At 64.2% G+C, this 15,865-nt stretch carries 12 protein-coding genes; 2 read left to right on the top strand and 10 right to left on the bottom strand.

Going from position 1 to position 15,865, the window contains the following annotated elements:
* Positions 1-68: 68 nt before the first annotated feature.
* Positions 69-2,378, bottom strand: a complete 2,310-nt coding sequence (locus GGD63_RS06240) for a xanthine dehydrogenase family protein molybdopterin-binding subunit (protein ID WP_183240040.1) — start codon at positions 2,376-2,378, stop codon at positions 69-71.
* Positions 2,379-2,552: 174 nt separating this feature from the next.
* Here GGD63_RS06240 and GGD63_RS06235 point away from each other — a divergent pair, with 174 nt between their 5' ends.
* Together GGD63_RS06235 and GGD63_RS06230 are read left to right on the top strand one after the other, a co-directional pair.
* A complete protein-coding gene (locus GGD63_RS06235; protein ID WP_183240039.1) occupies positions 2,553-2,807 on the top strand; it encodes a hypothetical protein in 255 nt (84 codons plus the stop codon).
* On the top strand, positions 2,804-3,544 hold the full coding sequence (locus GGD63_RS06230; RefSeq protein ID WP_183240037.1) for a Fic family protein: 741 nt from the start codon (positions 2,804-2,806) through the stop codon (positions 3,542-3,544). The genes GGD63_RS06235 and GGD63_RS06230 overlap by 4 nt, the downstream gene beginning before the upstream one ends.
* A 12-nt stretch (positions 3,545-3,556) precedes the next feature.
* On the opposite strand, the gene GGD63_RS06225 is transcribed toward GGD63_RS06230, so the two are convergent.
* The 9 genes from GGD63_RS06225 to GGD63_RS06185 all read right to left on the bottom strand — a co-directional run bounded on the left by GGD63_RS06225 (position 3,557) and on the right by GGD63_RS06185 (position 15,666).
* Positions 3,557-4,492, bottom strand: a complete 936-nt coding sequence (locus tag GGD63_RS06225) for a DUF1152 domain-containing protein (RefSeq protein WP_183240035.1) — start codon at positions 4,490-4,492, stop codon at positions 3,557-3,559.
* A 26-nt stretch (positions 4,493-4,518) separates the two neighbouring features.
* Positions 4,519-4,794 carry a DUF1127 domain-containing protein gene (locus GGD63_RS06220; RefSeq protein WP_183240034.1) on the bottom strand — a complete coding sequence of 92 codons (276 nt, stop codon included), beginning with the start codon at positions 4,792-4,794 and terminating at the stop codon, positions 4,519-4,521.
* Between the two features lie 330 nt (positions 4,795-5,124).
* A complete protein-coding gene (locus tag GGD63_RS06215) occupies positions 5,125-6,111 on the bottom strand; it encodes an alpha/beta hydrolase (RefSeq protein WP_183240032.1) in 987 nt (328 codons plus the stop codon).
* Between the two features lie 146 nt (positions 6,112-6,257).
* Positions 6,258-9,050: an AAA family ATPase gene (locus GGD63_RS06210; protein ID WP_283811933.1), complete on the bottom strand. Its 2,793-nt coding sequence runs from the start codon at positions 9,048-9,050 to the stop codon at positions 6,258-6,260.
* Positions 9,051-9,204: 154 nt separating this feature from the next.
* A complete protein-coding gene (gene murJ / locus GGD63_RS06205; protein ID WP_183240030.1) occupies positions 9,205-10,734 on the bottom strand; it encodes a murein biosynthesis integral membrane protein MurJ in 1,530 nt (509 codons plus the stop codon).
* Positions 10,735-10,875: 141 nt separating this feature from the next.
* Entirely contained in the window at positions 10,876-12,027 is a 1,152-nt protein-coding gene (locus tag GGD63_RS06200) for a DegT/DnrJ/EryC1/StrS aminotransferase family protein (RefSeq protein ID WP_183240029.1), read from the bottom strand.
* Positions 12,028-12,066: 39 nt separating this feature from the next.
* Entirely contained in the window at positions 12,067-13,071 is a 1,005-nt protein-coding gene (locus tag GGD63_RS06195) for a Gfo/Idh/MocA family protein (RefSeq protein WP_183240027.1), read from the bottom strand.
* Positions 13,072-13,256: 185 nt separating this feature from the next.
* A complete protein-coding gene (locus GGD63_RS06190; protein ID WP_183240025.1) occupies positions 13,257-14,669 on the bottom strand; it encodes a mannose-1-phosphate guanylyltransferase/mannose-6-phosphate isomerase in 1,413 nt (470 codons plus the stop codon).
* Between the two features lie 7 nt (positions 14,670-14,676).
* The gene (locus GGD63_RS06185) at positions 14,677-15,666 is read right to left on the bottom strand and encodes an NAD-dependent epimerase (protein WP_183240023.1); all 990 of its coding nucleotides are present in this window, start codon (positions 15,664-15,666) and stop codon (positions 14,677-14,679) included.
* Positions 15,667-15,865: the final 199 nt, after the last annotated feature.

Below are 15,865 nucleotides of genomic sequence, written 5' to 3'. Positions count from 1 at the left end.
GAAGCCGGGACCCATCATGGATAGAACCCCGCGCGGCGCGTTTATTCCCGTGCGCGCGGAGATCGGGGTCAGAGGCTGTGGCGGCGGTGGTGCTCGCTGATGGCGATCCACACCCGTTCCGGCGTTGCCGGCATGTCGATGTGGTCGATCTTGTATTCGCGCCAGAGGGCGTCGACGATGGCGTTGACGACGGCCGGACAGGAACCGATCGCGCCGGCCTCGCCCGCCCCCTTCACTCCCAGCGGATTGGTCTTGCAGGGGATGTTGTGGGTCTCGAACACGAAGGACGGACCGTCCGCCGCCCGCGGCAGCGCGTAGTCCATGTAGGTGGCGGTGATCAGCTGGCCGTCGGTGGCGCCATAAACTACCTGCTCCATCAGCGCCTGGCCGATGCCCTGCATGGCGCCGCCATGGACCTGGCCGGCCAGCAGCAGCGGATTGAGCGTCTTGCCGAAATCGTCGACGATCACGTAGTTGACGATTCTGATGATGCCGGTGGCCGGATCGATCTCGACCTCCGCCAGATGCGTGCCGTTCGGATAGGTGCCGTCGGCGCTGGCGAAGGTCGCGCTGCCATTCAGCTTCGACGGATCAGCGCCGGGCCGCTTGGTGAGATCGGCGAAGGAGATCGAACGGTCGGTGCCGGAGATGCGGACCACACCGTCGGTAATCTCGAGGTCGCCGGCGCTCGCTTCCAGCGCCTGCGCTGCAAGCTCCTTCAGCTTCTTGCCCAGATCGCCCGCAGCGCGCTCCACGCAGACTCCGCCCGTGGGGATCGAGGCCGAGCCGCCGGTGCCGAGGCCCGTCGCGATCTCGTCGGTATCGCCCTGGTGGATATGCACGCGCTCCGGCGGCAGGCCGAACTGCTCCGCGACGATCTGCGCATAGGCGGTCTGATGGCCCTGCCCGCTCGATTGCGTGCCGATCAGCACGGTGACGTCGCCATTGGGATCGAGGCGGACATTGGCCGTCTCCTCACCCATCACGCCGCAAATCTCGACATAGCTCGCAAGGCCGATGCCGCGGATAAGCCCGTGCTTCTTGGCCGCCTTGGCACGCTTGGGAAACTCCTTCCATTCCGCGATCTCCATCGCGCGCTTCAGATGCGCGGCGAAGTCGCCGGAATCGTAGACCTTGCCGGTGGCGGTCTTGTAGGGCAGCGCCTTCGGCGGGATGAAATTCTTGCGGCGGATGACATCCGGCGTCATGCCGAGTTTTCGTGCGCAGGCATCGACCAGGCGCTCGATCACGTAGGCCGCCTCGGGCCGGCCCGCACCGCGATAGGCGTCCACCGGCACGCTGTGGGTGAAGATGGTGCGCACCCGGCAGTGGAAGGCCTGGATGTCGTAGAGGCCCGGCAGCATGCCGGCACCGCCATGGGGGATGTAGGGCCCGAAGGTCGACAGATACGCGCCCATGTCGCCCATCAGATCGCAATCCATCGCGAGGAACTTGCCATCCTCGGCCAGTGCCATCTTCGCGGTGGTGACGTTGTCGCGGCCCTGCGCATCGCCCATGAAATGCTCGGAGCGGTCGGCCGCCCATTTCACCGCCTTCTTCAGCTTGCGCGCCGCGACCGCCATCAGGGCGTATTCCCGGTACGGAAACAGCTTCGTGCCGAAACCGCCACCGACGTCGGGGCAGATCACCCGCATCTTGTCGGTGGGGATGTTGAGCACGTTCTGGCACAGGATGTCGCGCAGGCGGTGGCTGCCCTGGCTGCCGACCGTCAGCGTCAGATGGTCGCGCTTGGCGTCGTATTCGCACACCGCCGCACGCGTCTCCATGAAGCTCGCGACCACGCGCGGATTGACGATGGAGATCTCGGCGACTGCATGCGCCTTGGCAAAGGCAGCGTCCGTCGCCGCCTTGTCGCCGATCGAGACGTCGAACAGCACGTTGCCGGCCTTGTCCGGCCAGACCTGCGGCGCGCCCTTCTTCACGGCGTTGACGACGCCGGTCACCGCCGGCAGCGGCGACCATTTGACCTCGATCGCCTCGATCGCGTCCCGCGCCTGGTCGATGGTCTCTGCGACGACGAAGGCGATGGCATCGCCGACATGGCGCACCTCGTCCTTGGCGAGGATCGGGTAAGGCGGGCCGGTGAACGGATCGGTCTCGAGATTGAACAGGCACGGCAGATTGCCGAGGTCCTTCACGTCGTCGGCGGTCAGGATCAGCGCGACGCCGGGCAGGCTGCGGGCACGGCTCGCATCGATGGTGTATTTGGCATGCGCATGCGGCGAGCGCAGCATCAAGCAGCGGAGCGCGGCCTGCGGCGCATAATCGTCGGTATAGCGGCCCTTGCCGCGGATGAGCGCGTCATCCTCCTTGCGCAGCACGCTTTGGCCAACGCCGAACTTGATGGGAGCCGCCATTGTCTTGACCCGTCCTATGGTTGTTTTGTCGGCATATTGCCGTGGAAAAAGTGGCAAGGCAAATGGGTTTGGGCGTGGAGACTCCCGGCGCCCTGGTCCCTGGGCTTGGCCCGGATGCCGCAACATGATGGATTTTCAGGTCTCTCCGTACTATATTGAAGACGAGGAGAATCCATGTCCGCTCGACGTTCTGCGACCCGGCCCCGCTATACCGCCGAAGTCATTCGACGGCTTGCGAGCAGCAACAACGTGGCGGTCGTTGTGTCGTCAAACGACGTTTTTGCTCACCACGCCACACGCCTCTCCGGCGATGACGTGAAATTCGATGATATCGAGAACACCATTGTTGCCCTGCAACGCGCCGGGATTTTGAGCCGCGTCCAGGCGGTACGCCTTCAGGCACGCTATCTGCGCGAAAGCCGTCCGTGACCTTCGATCCTTTCGGTGATTTTGCGACGCAAGGTTACTTGCGCAACGTCGCAAAAGCCAAGGATCCCGACATTGTTCAGCGTCTTCTGCACAACTCGTTCCTAACCGGCATCGATGCCGCCGTAGAGTATCTTCAGGCGCGATCGTCCCTGACCTACGCCGACGTGCAGCAGACCCACAAGACGCTCTTCGAAGCGGTGTTTCCATGGGCCGGAGAGGACCGCCTCAAGAATGCGCCCCACATCTTTGTGAAAAAGGGATCCGTTCTCTTTGCGCATCCAAGCGATATTCGCAAAGCCATCAACTACGCGCTGGAGAAGGGCCAAGACAGGGCCTTCATGGCGAAAAAACCGGGCGAGGTGATGGGCTATCTCGCCTATGGACATCCCTTCCTCGACGGCAACGGACGCACGATTATGCTGGTTCATGCCGAGATGGCGCGGCGTGCCGCGATCAGCATCGATTGGTCCGCCACCGGCAAGGATGAATACCTTACAGCCTTGACCCAAGAGCTCGATGAGCCTGGTAAGGACAAACTCGACGCCTATCTAAAGCCATTTGTTCAGGAGAGCCCCGACCTGAAGGGACTTGCCGACGCCATCAAGGCCGCACCGGGTCTAGACGGCAGCGATGCGGATACGGTCGCTGGCGATACCAGCGATCCGGCGCTCAAAGCCCGCTACGAAGCACAAGAACTCAAGCGCAATCGCGCGCAAGGCTCCGGACAAGAGGACTGAACCGGCGCCCTGTCAGAGTGGAATTGGGCGGAAAGGCCGCAGCTCGGTCATTTCCCTGTGAAGATCGATGATCCTGCGGGCGTCCTCAGTTCGCTCGGTTCCGGCCAGCTGTCCCGCATAGGCCATGCGACGCACCACCGCTGAGGATTGAAACGTCCAGTATTGTGACATCAGCGGATTGATGAACAGCTCGTTTCCGCTCGTCCGGTTGGTGGCATGATAGTTGCCGAACTCGCCCCGCAGTGCACTCGCGATCGAATTGCACACGATGCTCGGATGCTGCGGCTGGCGCTGGTTGGCGTAATCCACCAGATCGAGGAAGGCCTCGGCCTCCCTGCTGCCCTGCGACAGCGAGAACATGCCGAGAAACCCGCCATCGCGAATCAGCTGGGCTGTGTTCTCCAGGAACGCGTGATGCGAGACACCGTGATAATGGTCTACGCCGAAACCGATTGCGGCGAGCAGCACGTTTTCGCCCGCGGCCTGATCGGCAGCCACGAGCGAGACAGCGTCCTCGACGACGCTTCCGACGCCGGGCTCATCGCCGAACACGAGACTGTCGGTCCCGCCGTCAACCAGGACCACGGTATCGATGTCATGGGAATCGATGATCCAGCGATACGCCGCCGCGAGCGGCCGAACCCCGCTTTTCGCGAAGGCGTAGATCGGCACGAGCTGCTCGCGGCGACCGAGCCATTCGGCCAGCCACTTCTCCGGGAAGTAAGGAATTTCCACGGCGCGCTGATCGACGCGCCAAATCGCCTCCCCGACACGCTCGCCGCCGCATAGCCATAAGTTCGTGAAGGAGAAGCTGGCGAATACCACCTCCTTACCCCGCGCCGTCAGACGCTGCGCAAACGGGACCCCGGCGAAAACGTCGAAGCCGCCGCCACAGCCCGCAACGAGCACTTTGCTTGCATGATCGAGTCGTTCAAGAAACGGAATCATGTTTGTCGAACCATCCGGTTGATCTCTTACATCCCACCGCGCCTCCATAGATCCGCGGCGCGATCTCTCAGCCTATCGATAGCGCGTTCAGGCGCGATGGAGTCGATCTCGCCACGCGTCAAGCCGATATCCATCAGCTCCCTGTCGCTCAGGTCGTACAGAGTGACCTGTGAACGCCGGCGCCAGCCCTGAAACGTGCGCCAGTATCGCCCGAGCAGGCTCAAGACGGTGGAGAGGTCGAGGCGGAGCCTCGCGGCATCGCGCTCAATCTCGGATGAGATGTTCGTCTGTTGTGGTGGCATCGGATGCTCCTGCTGTTGTGCCGGCACGGAGCGTGGCCAATGAAAAGGCCCCGTCCGATGCCGGCGGGGCCTGGTGGAAAAGATGTCGTCGTCGAATTCCTAGCGCGCGACTCCTTCCACGGCCCAGCCGAAGCAGGTCATGTGCGAGAGGTTGACGTTGCGCACGGATTTAATCATGAGCGGCTGATACCACGCCAATCGCATAAACTCAAGGGGTGTGCGGAGATCGGATGGCATCCTGGAGGCGAGTCCTAGCCAGGAGCGTTCGTCGGGGCCGGACAGGACGACGCAAGCGGCGACGGTGTCGCCGCCTGCTCTTCCAGGGCTGGATCAGGGCGCCAGATGCGCCTTGATCTCCGCCGACATCTGGCGAATCGCGGCCTGGGGCTCGGGATCGCTCTGGATGCCGTTCAGCAGGACGAAGTCGTGGATCATCCCGTTGTAGCGGGTCGCGATCACGGAAACGCCGGCCTCCTTGAGCTTGCGCGCGTAAGCCTCGCCTTCGTCGCGCAGCGGGTCGTTCTCTGCGGTGACGACCAGAGCCGGGGGAAGCCCCTTTAATTGCTGCAGGTTGGCGCGCAGCGGCGAGACGTAGGGGTTGTTGCGCAGCAATTCATCCGGCGCGTACAGATCCCAGCCGTACTTCATGAAAGCGCGGGCCAGAAATCGTCCGGTGCCATATTCGTGATAGGACGCGGTGTCGACGCTGGCGTCGGTCGCCGGGATCATCAGGACCTGGTAGCTGATCTTGGGGCCGCTGCGGTCCTTGGCCATCAGCGACAATGCCGCGGTCATGTTGCCGCCAACCGAATTGCCGGCGACTGCGATCCGGCTACCATCGGCGCCGAACTCTTCGGCATGGTTCGCCACCCATTTCAGCACGGCATAGGACTGATCGAGCTGAGTTGGGAAACGCGCCTTGGGTAGCGAAGTATACTCGACGAAAACACCGATCTGGCCGGAGCCGACGACCAGGTCTCGCAACAAGCGTTGATGGTTCTGAAAATTCCCGACGATCCAGACACCGCCATGAATGAACAGCAGCACGCCGGGCTTTCCGGTCACGTGCTCAGGCTTCATGATGTAGACTTTCACAGACTGACCGTCCTGGGTGATGGTCTGCTTGGTCGTGTTCACCCCCGACATATCGACTGCCGTCTTGTTCTGAAGGTCCGTCAGGATCTCCTGCGGCTTGGGCTGGGGCAGCTCCCAGAACGGGCTCGGATCTTTGTTGATCTCGCGCAGGAAGGCGCGAACCTGGGGATCGATCCGGGGGTCGGTGCCGGCGTCGGGGGCCGCATCGGCGGCTTGAGTCATGAGGATTGCTCCGAGGCTGAGGATAGCGAATGAAGAGAACAGTTTCATGGTCAGCTTTTGCTTGAGGGTAGACGCAATCGCACAGCTAGCCCGCGCGGAGGGGATGCCGCTTCTGTCAAATGACCGGTCCGATGACGGGACGGCGATCAGTCCGCGGGGCGGCTGATGCTTGCGAGAATGGGGCCGAGCCCGGCCCGCGAGGTGATGCCGGCCTTGGAAAAGATCCGGTGCAGGTGGTACCCGACGGTTCTGTGAGACAGGTACAGTCTGGCGCCGATCTCCTTGTTCGAGAGACCTTCGGCGGCGAGTTGCGCGATGTGAAGCTCCTGTGGGGTCAGCGTTTCCCACACCTGTTCGGTTCGCCGGCGGCTGGTTTCACCCGAAGCACGCAATTCCTCCCGGGCCCGATCGCTCCAGGGCGAGGCGCCGAGGGCATCGAACATGTCGCGCGCCTCGCGCAACGGGGCCCTCGCATTGGCCGATCTTCGCTGGCGGCGCAGCCATCTGCCATAGGCCAGCAAGAAGCGGGCACGCAGGAACGGCCATTTCTTCGCGGCCGGTCCAAGACCTTGCAGGAAGAACTGTTCGGCATCTTCCGGCGCCGCGAGGAGCGCCTTGCCATATTGCAGCATCGTCCCGACCCACGGCACCGGCGTCGGAGCCGAGGCACGCTCGATCTCATCGAGCACGCGGCTCGCCGCGTCCGCATTGCCGGACGAAACGGCGGCCTCCACGAAATCCGCAAGCCCGAAGAACCGAACGCCGAAATTGAAAGCGGGATCGGCCGTCGTAAAAAGTCGCCGCAGATGCTCGAAGGCCTCCCAATGACGGCCCGCGCCGATTGCGGATACGCCTCGCGCGATCTGCAACATGGCCAGCAGGAAACTCGCGCCGATCGACAGGGCCAGGGCTTCCGCCTGCGCCGCATAGGCTTCGGATTGCTCCAGATTGCCTTGCATCCCTGCGAGCCTCGCTTTCAGGATCGTGGCCGCGGCAATCCACGGGAGCCCGCCCGTCTCTTCGGCGAGGCGAGCGGATTCCTCTGCTTCCCTCATGGCTCCCCGCCAGTCACCGACTTCCGTTTCCGCCCACCCTTGGGCGAAGAGCACGCGGGCGAGATCGCTGAGCCGTCCCTGCGTACGGAGCGCAGCGCTGGACTCGGCGAGAAAGGACACGCCGATGTCGAAGGTGCCGACGACATTCGCGATGCTGCCGAGGATGCTCGCAACGGTGGGATCGTTGTGCGCATTTCCCGCGAGCCCCTGAAGCTTGAGGTACACATCGGCGCCCCGCCGCAGCGGCTCGACGTAAGCGGAGATTGCGATCAGGCGAGGGTCCGTATCGGGCAACTGCAGCCGCGTTGCCGCGTCGTGAACCCTAGCGCAGAGTTCATCGCTCGCGCTGCTCCACCAGCAGCGTTGTGCGGCTCGCCAAAGCAGATTGCTGGCGAGATCAATCGCGCCGGCGGTGTGGGCTCGCGCGGCGAACCCGATCAAGGCGAGAATCTTCGCGGGATCGTTGACCGCTGGGGGTTGGCTGATCTCACGACACCAGGCGATCCGAACCAGCGCCAATTGATTGGATTCGTCGATGTCGGCCTGCCGCAGCAGGCGCTCCATCAGTTCTGGCTGGCCGAGATCGGCGGCGAGTTCGGCTGCCCGCAACAGCCGGTCGCTTTTGGCTTTCGCCGTGCTGCTCAGCCGTGCCGCGCTTTCCAGAACCTCGATCGCCATGGCCACGGCGCCTCGCCGCAACGCTCGCGCCGCCATCCGGTCGTATTCGCCAGCAAGCTCGTCGTCAGGCCCGATTGTAGCTGCGGCACGATGCCATAATTGGCGGTCGAGCTGATCGTGAATGACCGCAGCAAGCGCGGCGTGGATTCTTTGGCGGGTCACCGGGTCGGCGGCCTGGTGCATGGCGGAGCGAACCAGCGGATGCCGAAACCGCACCTCCGTTCCGTTGATTTCGATGAGCTTGGCGGCGACCGCGGGCGCCATGGCATCGATACCCACGCGCTCGCCCAACACAGCTTGACCGGCGAAAAGGATTTCGTGGAGCGATGTGCTGTCGTTCTCTGCCGTCACGAATAACAGCAATCGCGCGATGTGCGGGAGGTCGGGCAAGCGGTTGGAGAAGGCGCGCTCGAGCCGGTCGGTCAGCGGAAGCCACGGTATATCTCCAGCGGCACGTTCTCCGCGGGGCAGTTCCACAAGAGCTAGCGGATTACCCGAGGCCTCTTTAAGGAAGCGGCTGCGCAGCTCCGCAGGAAGGCCCGGCGCATTAGCATCGAGCAGATGCTCGGCGTCGGCCGCATCAAGTCCCGAAAGTCGCAGCCTGTAGGTAGAGGCGTCGCCGAGCGAACTCTTGAAGTCATCGCGCATGGCCACGACGAGAACGATCGGGTCCGAACTCAATCGGCGCGAGATGAATGCCAGCACTTCATAGGTCGCCTGATCCAGCCATTGGGCATCGTCGGCGACAAGCAGGAGAGGCTCGCGCGTCGCCCTTTCGCTCAGAAGGGACAGCGTCGCGAGTGCAACCAGGAAAATATCGGGCGGCCCCGCGTCATCATGCATGCCGAAAGCGGCGAGCAAGGCCGAGCGCTGGCGAGGGACAAGGCCTACGGCCCCTTTCATCAGCGGACGCAGGGCCTGTTCAAGTGCTGCAAACGGCAAATGCACTTCGGCCAGGACGCCGGTCATACCCAGAACGGTGAAGCCGCGTTCACTGGCCCTGTGCCTGGCCACATCGAGGAGCGCAGATTTCCCGATGCCAGGCTCGCCGCTGATCACAATCGTGGATCCACCCTGGTCGATCCGCTCGATCAGGTGATCGATCAAGGCAATGTCCTGCGCTCGGCCCCGCAAACTTGGGGACACAGGGGCAGCACCAGCGCGCCCTTTCGGCGGCGAAGCTGTCTTTTTTGCCGGTCTGGTCATCGCATAACCGTTGGTGGCACCACACCCTTTCAAACTCGACCGAGGTTTAACGTTAGCATGTGGCGGGAACCAGAGGAGAGCCGTATACGTGGTGGCTGCTTCCGGCATGTCTCGCCAACCGCAGCACACTTTGGCTCACCGGATTGAAACGCGCCTAGCCGCGCACCAGCGAGACCAGCCACTTGCGGCCGAACAACAAGAGGATCGCGAGCGCATAGACGACCGTGCCGCCGACGGCGAGCAAGGCCAGCGTTGCTTCGTCCCGGAAGGCGTGCACGGAGGCAAGAGCGGCTGGGCTGAAACGCGCAATCAGCCAGAAGGCCGCAGCCAGGATGATTCCAGTCAGCAGAAATTTGCCGAGCGACAGCAGCCAGGCGCGGTCCGGCACGAGAAAACCTCGCCGTACCGCGAAGAACAGCACCAGCAACAGATTGGTCCAGACGCCGACGGCGGTGGCCAGCGCGAGGCCAATCTGAGCCAGCGATCCCATCAAGGCGATCTTCAGCGCAACGTTGACGACGATGCCTGTCAGCGACGCCCGCACCGGCGTTGCGGTGTCCTTGCGGGCATAGAAGGTCGCGACCGCGCTGCGGATCAGCACGAACGGGATCAGGCCGATGGCGTAGGCCGCGAGCGTGGCGCCGGCGGCGGCGGCATCGGCCTTGGAGAACGCACCGCGGGCGAACAGCGCGCGCATGATCGCATCGGGCACGGTGATGAAGGCCGCGACGAACGGGATCGAGAACAGCAGCGTAAAGTCGAAGGCGCGGCGCTGCGCCTTCATCGCGCCGTCATGGTCGTTGGCGGTGATCCGCCGCGACATCTCCGGCAGCAGCACCGTGCCGATGGCGATGCCGATGACGCCGATCGGGAGCTGGTTGAGCCGGTCGGCATAATAGAGCGCCGACAGCGCGCCGGCGGGCAGGAAGGTCGCGATGATGGTGTCGGCGAACAGTGCGACCTGCGTGCCCATCGAGCCCAGCGTCGCGGGACCCAACGCCTTGAAGAAACCGCGGACATCTTCGTCGAGCTTGAGCGGCGCAAAGCGCGGCAGGCCGCCATGACGGGCGAGATCGCCCGCCAGCAGGAAATATTGCAGGAAGCCGGAGATGAGGACGCCCCAGGCCGCGGCATGGCCCGCGGTCGGAAACCAGACGGCAACCGCCAGCGTCATCATCATCGCGACGTTGAGGAAGATCGAGGCGGCCGCGGCGCTGGCAAAACGCTGCATCACGTTGAGCATGCCGCCATAGAGCGTCACCAGCGTGATCAGCAGCAGATAGGGAAAGGTGATCCGTGTCAGCTCGATCGCGAGCTTGCGCTGCTCGGCATCCTCGGAAAAGCCTGGTGCCAAAATGCTCATGGCCTGCGGCATGAACAGCCAGGCGAGGACCAGCAGCACCACCTGCGAGGCCAGCAGCAGCGTGAAGATGCGGTCGGCGAACAGGTGTGCAGCCGCCTCGCCCTTCTCGCCATGGACATGCGCATAGGCCGGTACCCAGGCGGCGTTGAAGGCGCCCTCGGCAAAGATCGCGCGAAAGTGGTTGGGCAGCCGCAGCGCCACGAAAAAGGCGTCGGCCACCGGGCCTGCGCCGAGGATCGCCGCGAGCATGATGTCGCGGGCAAATCCCGTCAGCCGCGAGAGCAGCGTGTAACCACCGACCGTGAAGATGCGTCCGAGCATGCGGACTCTTCTAGAGGCTTATCGGGCAGAGGTCGATTGCATCTTGCGATGCGCATTACTGCGCCCTCTCCCCTTGCGGGAGAGGGCAGCGACGCTGGTAGACACAAACTCACCCTCTCCCGCAAGGGGAGAGGGAAGAATTCAGCTCGCCAGCGCGCCGCGGACGGCGGCGATGATTCGCTCCTGGTCGGCTTCGGTCAGGTAGGCGTGCATCGGCAGGCTGATGACGTCCTGCGACAGGCTCTCGCAACCCGGCAATCCGCCGTCTGCGACCGGATACTGCTTGTAGGCGGTCTGCTGATGCATCGACTTGCCGTAATAGATCGCGGTCGGTACGCCCTGGGCTTTCAACGCGGCGGCAAAGCCGTCGCGATCGGTGCCCTCAGGAAGACGGATCGTGTACTGCGCCCAGACCGAGGTGTTGCCGGGCGCAAGGCGCGGCACAATGACCACATTGGAGAGCCCGCGCGCATAGCGCTCCGCGACCTTGTTGCGGGCGACGATCTCGTCGTCAAAGATCTTCAGCTTCTCGATCAGGACCGCGGCCTGCATGGTGTCGAGCCGGCCGGTGAGGCCGAGGCGGACGTTGTCGTATTTGTCGACGCCCTGCCCGTGCACGCGGATGCTGCGCAGCGTGGCCGCGAGCTCGTCGTCATCGGTGAAGATCGCGCCACCGTCGCCGAAGCAGCCGAGCGGCTTGGCCGGGAAGAAGCTGGTCGCGGTGGCGTGCGCCAGCGTGCCGAGCTTGCGGCCCTTGTAGCTCGCGCCAAACCCCTGCGCGGCGTCGTCGAGCACGAACAGGCCTTCGTCCCTGGCGATCTCGGCAATGGCGTCGTGATCGGCGGGCTGGCCGAACAGGTCGACCGGAATCACCGCGACGGGCTTCAGGCCGGCCTTGCGGGCGGTCGCGATGCCGCGTTTGAGCGACTCCGGGCTCATGTTGAAGGTCGTCTCGTCGACGTCGACATAGACAGGCGTCGCGCCGGTCCGCGCCACCGGCGACGCCGTCGCGATGAAGGTGAAGGACGGACACAGCACAGCGTCGCCGGGCCCGACATTCATCGCCATCATCACCATCAGGATCGCGTCGGTGCCGCTGGCGCAGCCGATCACGTGCTTGGCGCCACTATAGGCTGCGAGCTGCTTTTCGAGCTCGAACACCTCGGGGCCGTTGACGAACTGGCAGTGGTCGAGCACGCGCTTGACCGCGGCATCGAGCGAAGCGCCGAGCCGGCGGCGCTGCGAGCCGACGTCGATGAAGGGAATGGGTTCGGAACGAAGATGCTGGTTCATGGCGCCTTCTGAAGTTTGAGCGGTCGACATGGAAAGGGATCAGCCGGCGACGCGGCGCGGCCCCTTGCGGGCGGGCGATGCCGCGGCGGGACGCGAAGGCGCCTCCAGGCACTGCGTGGCGATCTCAAGGCTGGCGACGCCTTCGTCGCCGGTGACCGCCGGCGTCTCGCCATGGCGCACCGCCTTGAGGAACGCGATCAGCTCGGCGCGCAGCGGCTCGTCATGACCGACCGGCAGATGCCGCATCGAATAGCTACCATCCGGCTTGAAGCCGAAGCACTCGGTGACCTGGCGCGTGAGCAGATCGCCCATCACGTATTTGTCGCGGGTCGCGACCGTGACGCTGCGCGCCTTGAACGGCGTCAGCCAGTTGGTGTTGATGTGGGCGAGCACACCGTTGGCGGTGCGGAACTGCAACAGCGCGATGTCCTCGCGCTCGGCGACCGCGCTCGACAATTGCGGCTGCACCTCGACGATGTCGGATTCGGTGAACCAGCGGATCAGGTCGATGTCGTGCACGGCAAGGTCGATGACGACGCCGACATTGGACATGCGCGGCGGGAACGGACCGACGCGCGTGATCGCGATGGAGAGAATGTCCTCGCCCGCGATCGCCTGCTTGACGGCGGCGACCGCCGGATTGAAGCGCTCGACATGGCCGACCATCAGCGTCACGCCGGCCTTGTGCGCGGCGGCGACGATCTCACGGCCCTCTTCCACCGTCGATGCGATCGGCTTCTCGACCAGGACATGGATGTTCTTGGCGATGCAGGCGAGCGCGACCTCGTGATGAAGATGGGTCGGCGCCGCGATGGTGACGGCATCGACGCCGGCGGCGAAGAGCTGGTCGAGCGTCTCGAAGCTCGCGCAATCGGCCAGTTCCGTCGCGCGCGCGCGATGGGCGGGCGACGGATCTACGACGCCGACAAGGCTGACGCCCGGCAGGCCGCTGAGCACGCGGGCATGGTTGCTGCCCATCACGCCCGCGCCGATGACGCCGACGCGTAAACCGGCCTTTGCCGGTGCAGACCCTTTGGAACTCATCTGAGCAAACCCCGATTCACTTCAAATCCCCGGCGCCGCTTCTAGCATGGACGCCACATTTGTGGCGAATGCGGAGCTAGCTGACCGGACACGATTTGATTCAAAAAGTTACACGTTCCCCGGGCCTTAAGCCGCTGAAAGAGGCCGCTATTTCGGCCCGGGTCGCGTGATTCGGAGCCTGCTGGTTACGACCTTTGATAGTCGTCTTCAATCCGGATGATGTCGTCCTCCCCGAGATAGCTGCCGGTCTGAACCTCGATCAGCTCCAGCATGATTTTACCGGGGTTCTCCATCCGGTGCACCGCGCCCATCGGGATGTAGATCGACTCGTTCTCGTGCACGGTCTTCACGGTCTCGTTCACGGTGACGCGGGCCGCGCCGCGGACCACGATCCAGTGCTCGGCGCGATGGTGATGCTTCTGCAGCGACAGCCGCCCGCCCGGCTTCACCACGATGCGCTTGACCTGGTGGCGCTCGCCATTGTCGACCGACTGGTAGCTGCCCCACGGACGGTGCACCTTCAGATGCTCCTCGGTGACCTTCGGTGCGACCGCCTTGAGCTTGGTGACGAGGCGCTTCAGGCCGTTGGCATCCTTCTGGCGCGAGACGAGCACCGCATCCGCAGTGGCGACCACGACGAGATCGTCGACGCCTTCGAGCGCGACCAGCGCCTGGTCGGTGGTGACGTTGCAGTTGCGGGAATCCTCGAACACCGCGGTGCCGTGCGCCGCGTTGCCCTGTGCGTCCTTCTCGGACAGCTCCCACACCGCGTGCCAGGAGCCGACGTCGGACCAGCCGCAGGACACCGGCACCACGGCGGCGCGCGAGGTCTTCTCCATCACGGCGTAGTCGATCGAGATCGCCTTGGCCGCGCCGAACGCCTCCGGCTCCAGCGTGACGAAACCGAGATCGCGGCCGGCATTGGTGACCGCATTGGACACCGCCTCGACGCTCGCCGCATCGACCTTGCGGTATTCGTCGAGCAGGACGCTCGCCGGGAACATGAAGTTGCCGCTGTTCCAGAGATAGCCCGAATTGACGTAATCGGCCGCCTTCACGGCGTCAGGCTTCTCGACGAAGCGCGCAACCGCGTGCACCTGGCCGGAGATGACGTCGCCCGGGCTGATATAGCCGTATTCGGTCGCCGGCCGCTCCGGCTTGACGCCGAAGGTGACGATGCGCCCGGCACTCGCGGCGGTGAGGCCCTCGCGGCACGCCGCGACGAAGGCGGCATTGTCCTGCACGACGTGATCGGCGGCGAGCGCGAGCACGATGGCCTCGCTGGCCCGGTTCTGCGCGAACACGGCGCCGGCGGCGATGGCCGGGCCGGAGTCGCGCCGCATCGGCTCGAGGATCACGTCGGCCTCGATGCCGATCTCGGCGAGCTGCTCCAGCACCATGAAGCGATAGGCCGCATTGGTGATGACGATCGGGCGATCGAACAGCGATGCATCCGAGACGCGCAGCAGCGTGTCCTGGAAGGTCGAGCGCGTGCCGAACAGCGGCAGGAACTGTTTCGGGCGCACCTCGCGCGAGGCGGGCCACAGCCGCGTGCCGGCACCGCCGCACATGATCAGGGGGATAATGCGTTTGTCCATCGTCATCTCAAACCTTGAAGTAGTCCCGATACCAGGTGACAAAGTTACGGACCCCCTGCGCGATCGGCGTTGACGGCGCAAAGCCGGTGTCGCGCATCAGGTCCTCGACATCCGCGAACGTTTCCAAAACGTCTCCCGGCTGCATCGGCAGCAATTCTTTGATCGCCGTCCGACCCAGCTCCTGCTCCAGGAGACCGACGACATGCATCAGCTCCTCGGGGCGGTGGTTGCCGACATTGTAGACCTTAGACGGCGCATTTGCGGCAGCCGGATCATCCGCAGGCACCCGATCGATCAGCTTGGACACGACACGGGTGACGTCGTCAATATAGGTGAAGTCGCGACGCATCTTGCCATGGTTAAAGAGCCGGATCGGCCGGCCCTCCATGATGGCGTTCACAAACAGAAACATGGCCATATCGGGCCGGCCCCACGGGCCGTAGATGGTGAAGAAGCGCAAGGCGGTGACCGGCAGCCGGTAGAGATGGCTGTAGGACTGCGCCATCACCTCGTTGGCCTTCTTGGTCGCGGCGTAGAAGCTCACCGGATGGTCGGTGCGGTCCTCGACCGCAAATGGCAGTTTCGTGTTGGCGCCGTAAACGGAGGATGACGAGGCATAGACCAGATGGCGGCAGCCGTTGTGGCGGCAGCCCTCCAGCACGTTGAGAAAGCCTACCAGATTGGAATCGACGTAAGCCTGCGGCTGCTCGATCGAGTAGCGCACGCCGGCCTGGGCGGCCATATGCACGACATGCGTGAAACGGTGGCGCGCAAATAGCGCCGCGATGGCTTCGCGGTCGGCGAGATCCGCCTTGACGAAGGCGAAGCGGGAATCGCGGCAGAGCAGTTCCAGGCGCGCCTGTTTCAGCGCCGGGTCGTAATAGCTGTTGAGATTGTCCAGCCCGACGACCGGCCGGCCTTCGGCTAAAAGCTGCCGGGCGAGGTGAAAGCCGATGAATCCGGCGGCACCCGTGACCAAAATCGCCTGATCCGTCATCCTGTTCCCAAGGGACCCGATCCCCCGGCCTTTCTGCGCCTCTCTAGCCGCCGCATCGCGGGGGTCGCAAGTGCCGTCCGGCCCGTCATAACGGCCGTTCGTGACCGCCGCTTATGACCGCTCCTTATCACGGCTATTGCAAGATCGGCGCCAAAACCATACCAAAGCGGCCGAATTCGGCGCCTCGCGTCGGGTTGCC

It is taken from the genome of Bradyrhizobium sp. cir1, from assembly GCF_014198245.1.
In the GTDB taxonomy this organism is placed as follows: domain Bacteria; phylum Pseudomonadota; class Alphaproteobacteria; order Rhizobiales; family Xanthobacteraceae; genus Bradyrhizobium.
Note: the sequence above shows the minus strand (reverse complement) of the source record. Positions and strands in the feature narration are given on the sequence as shown.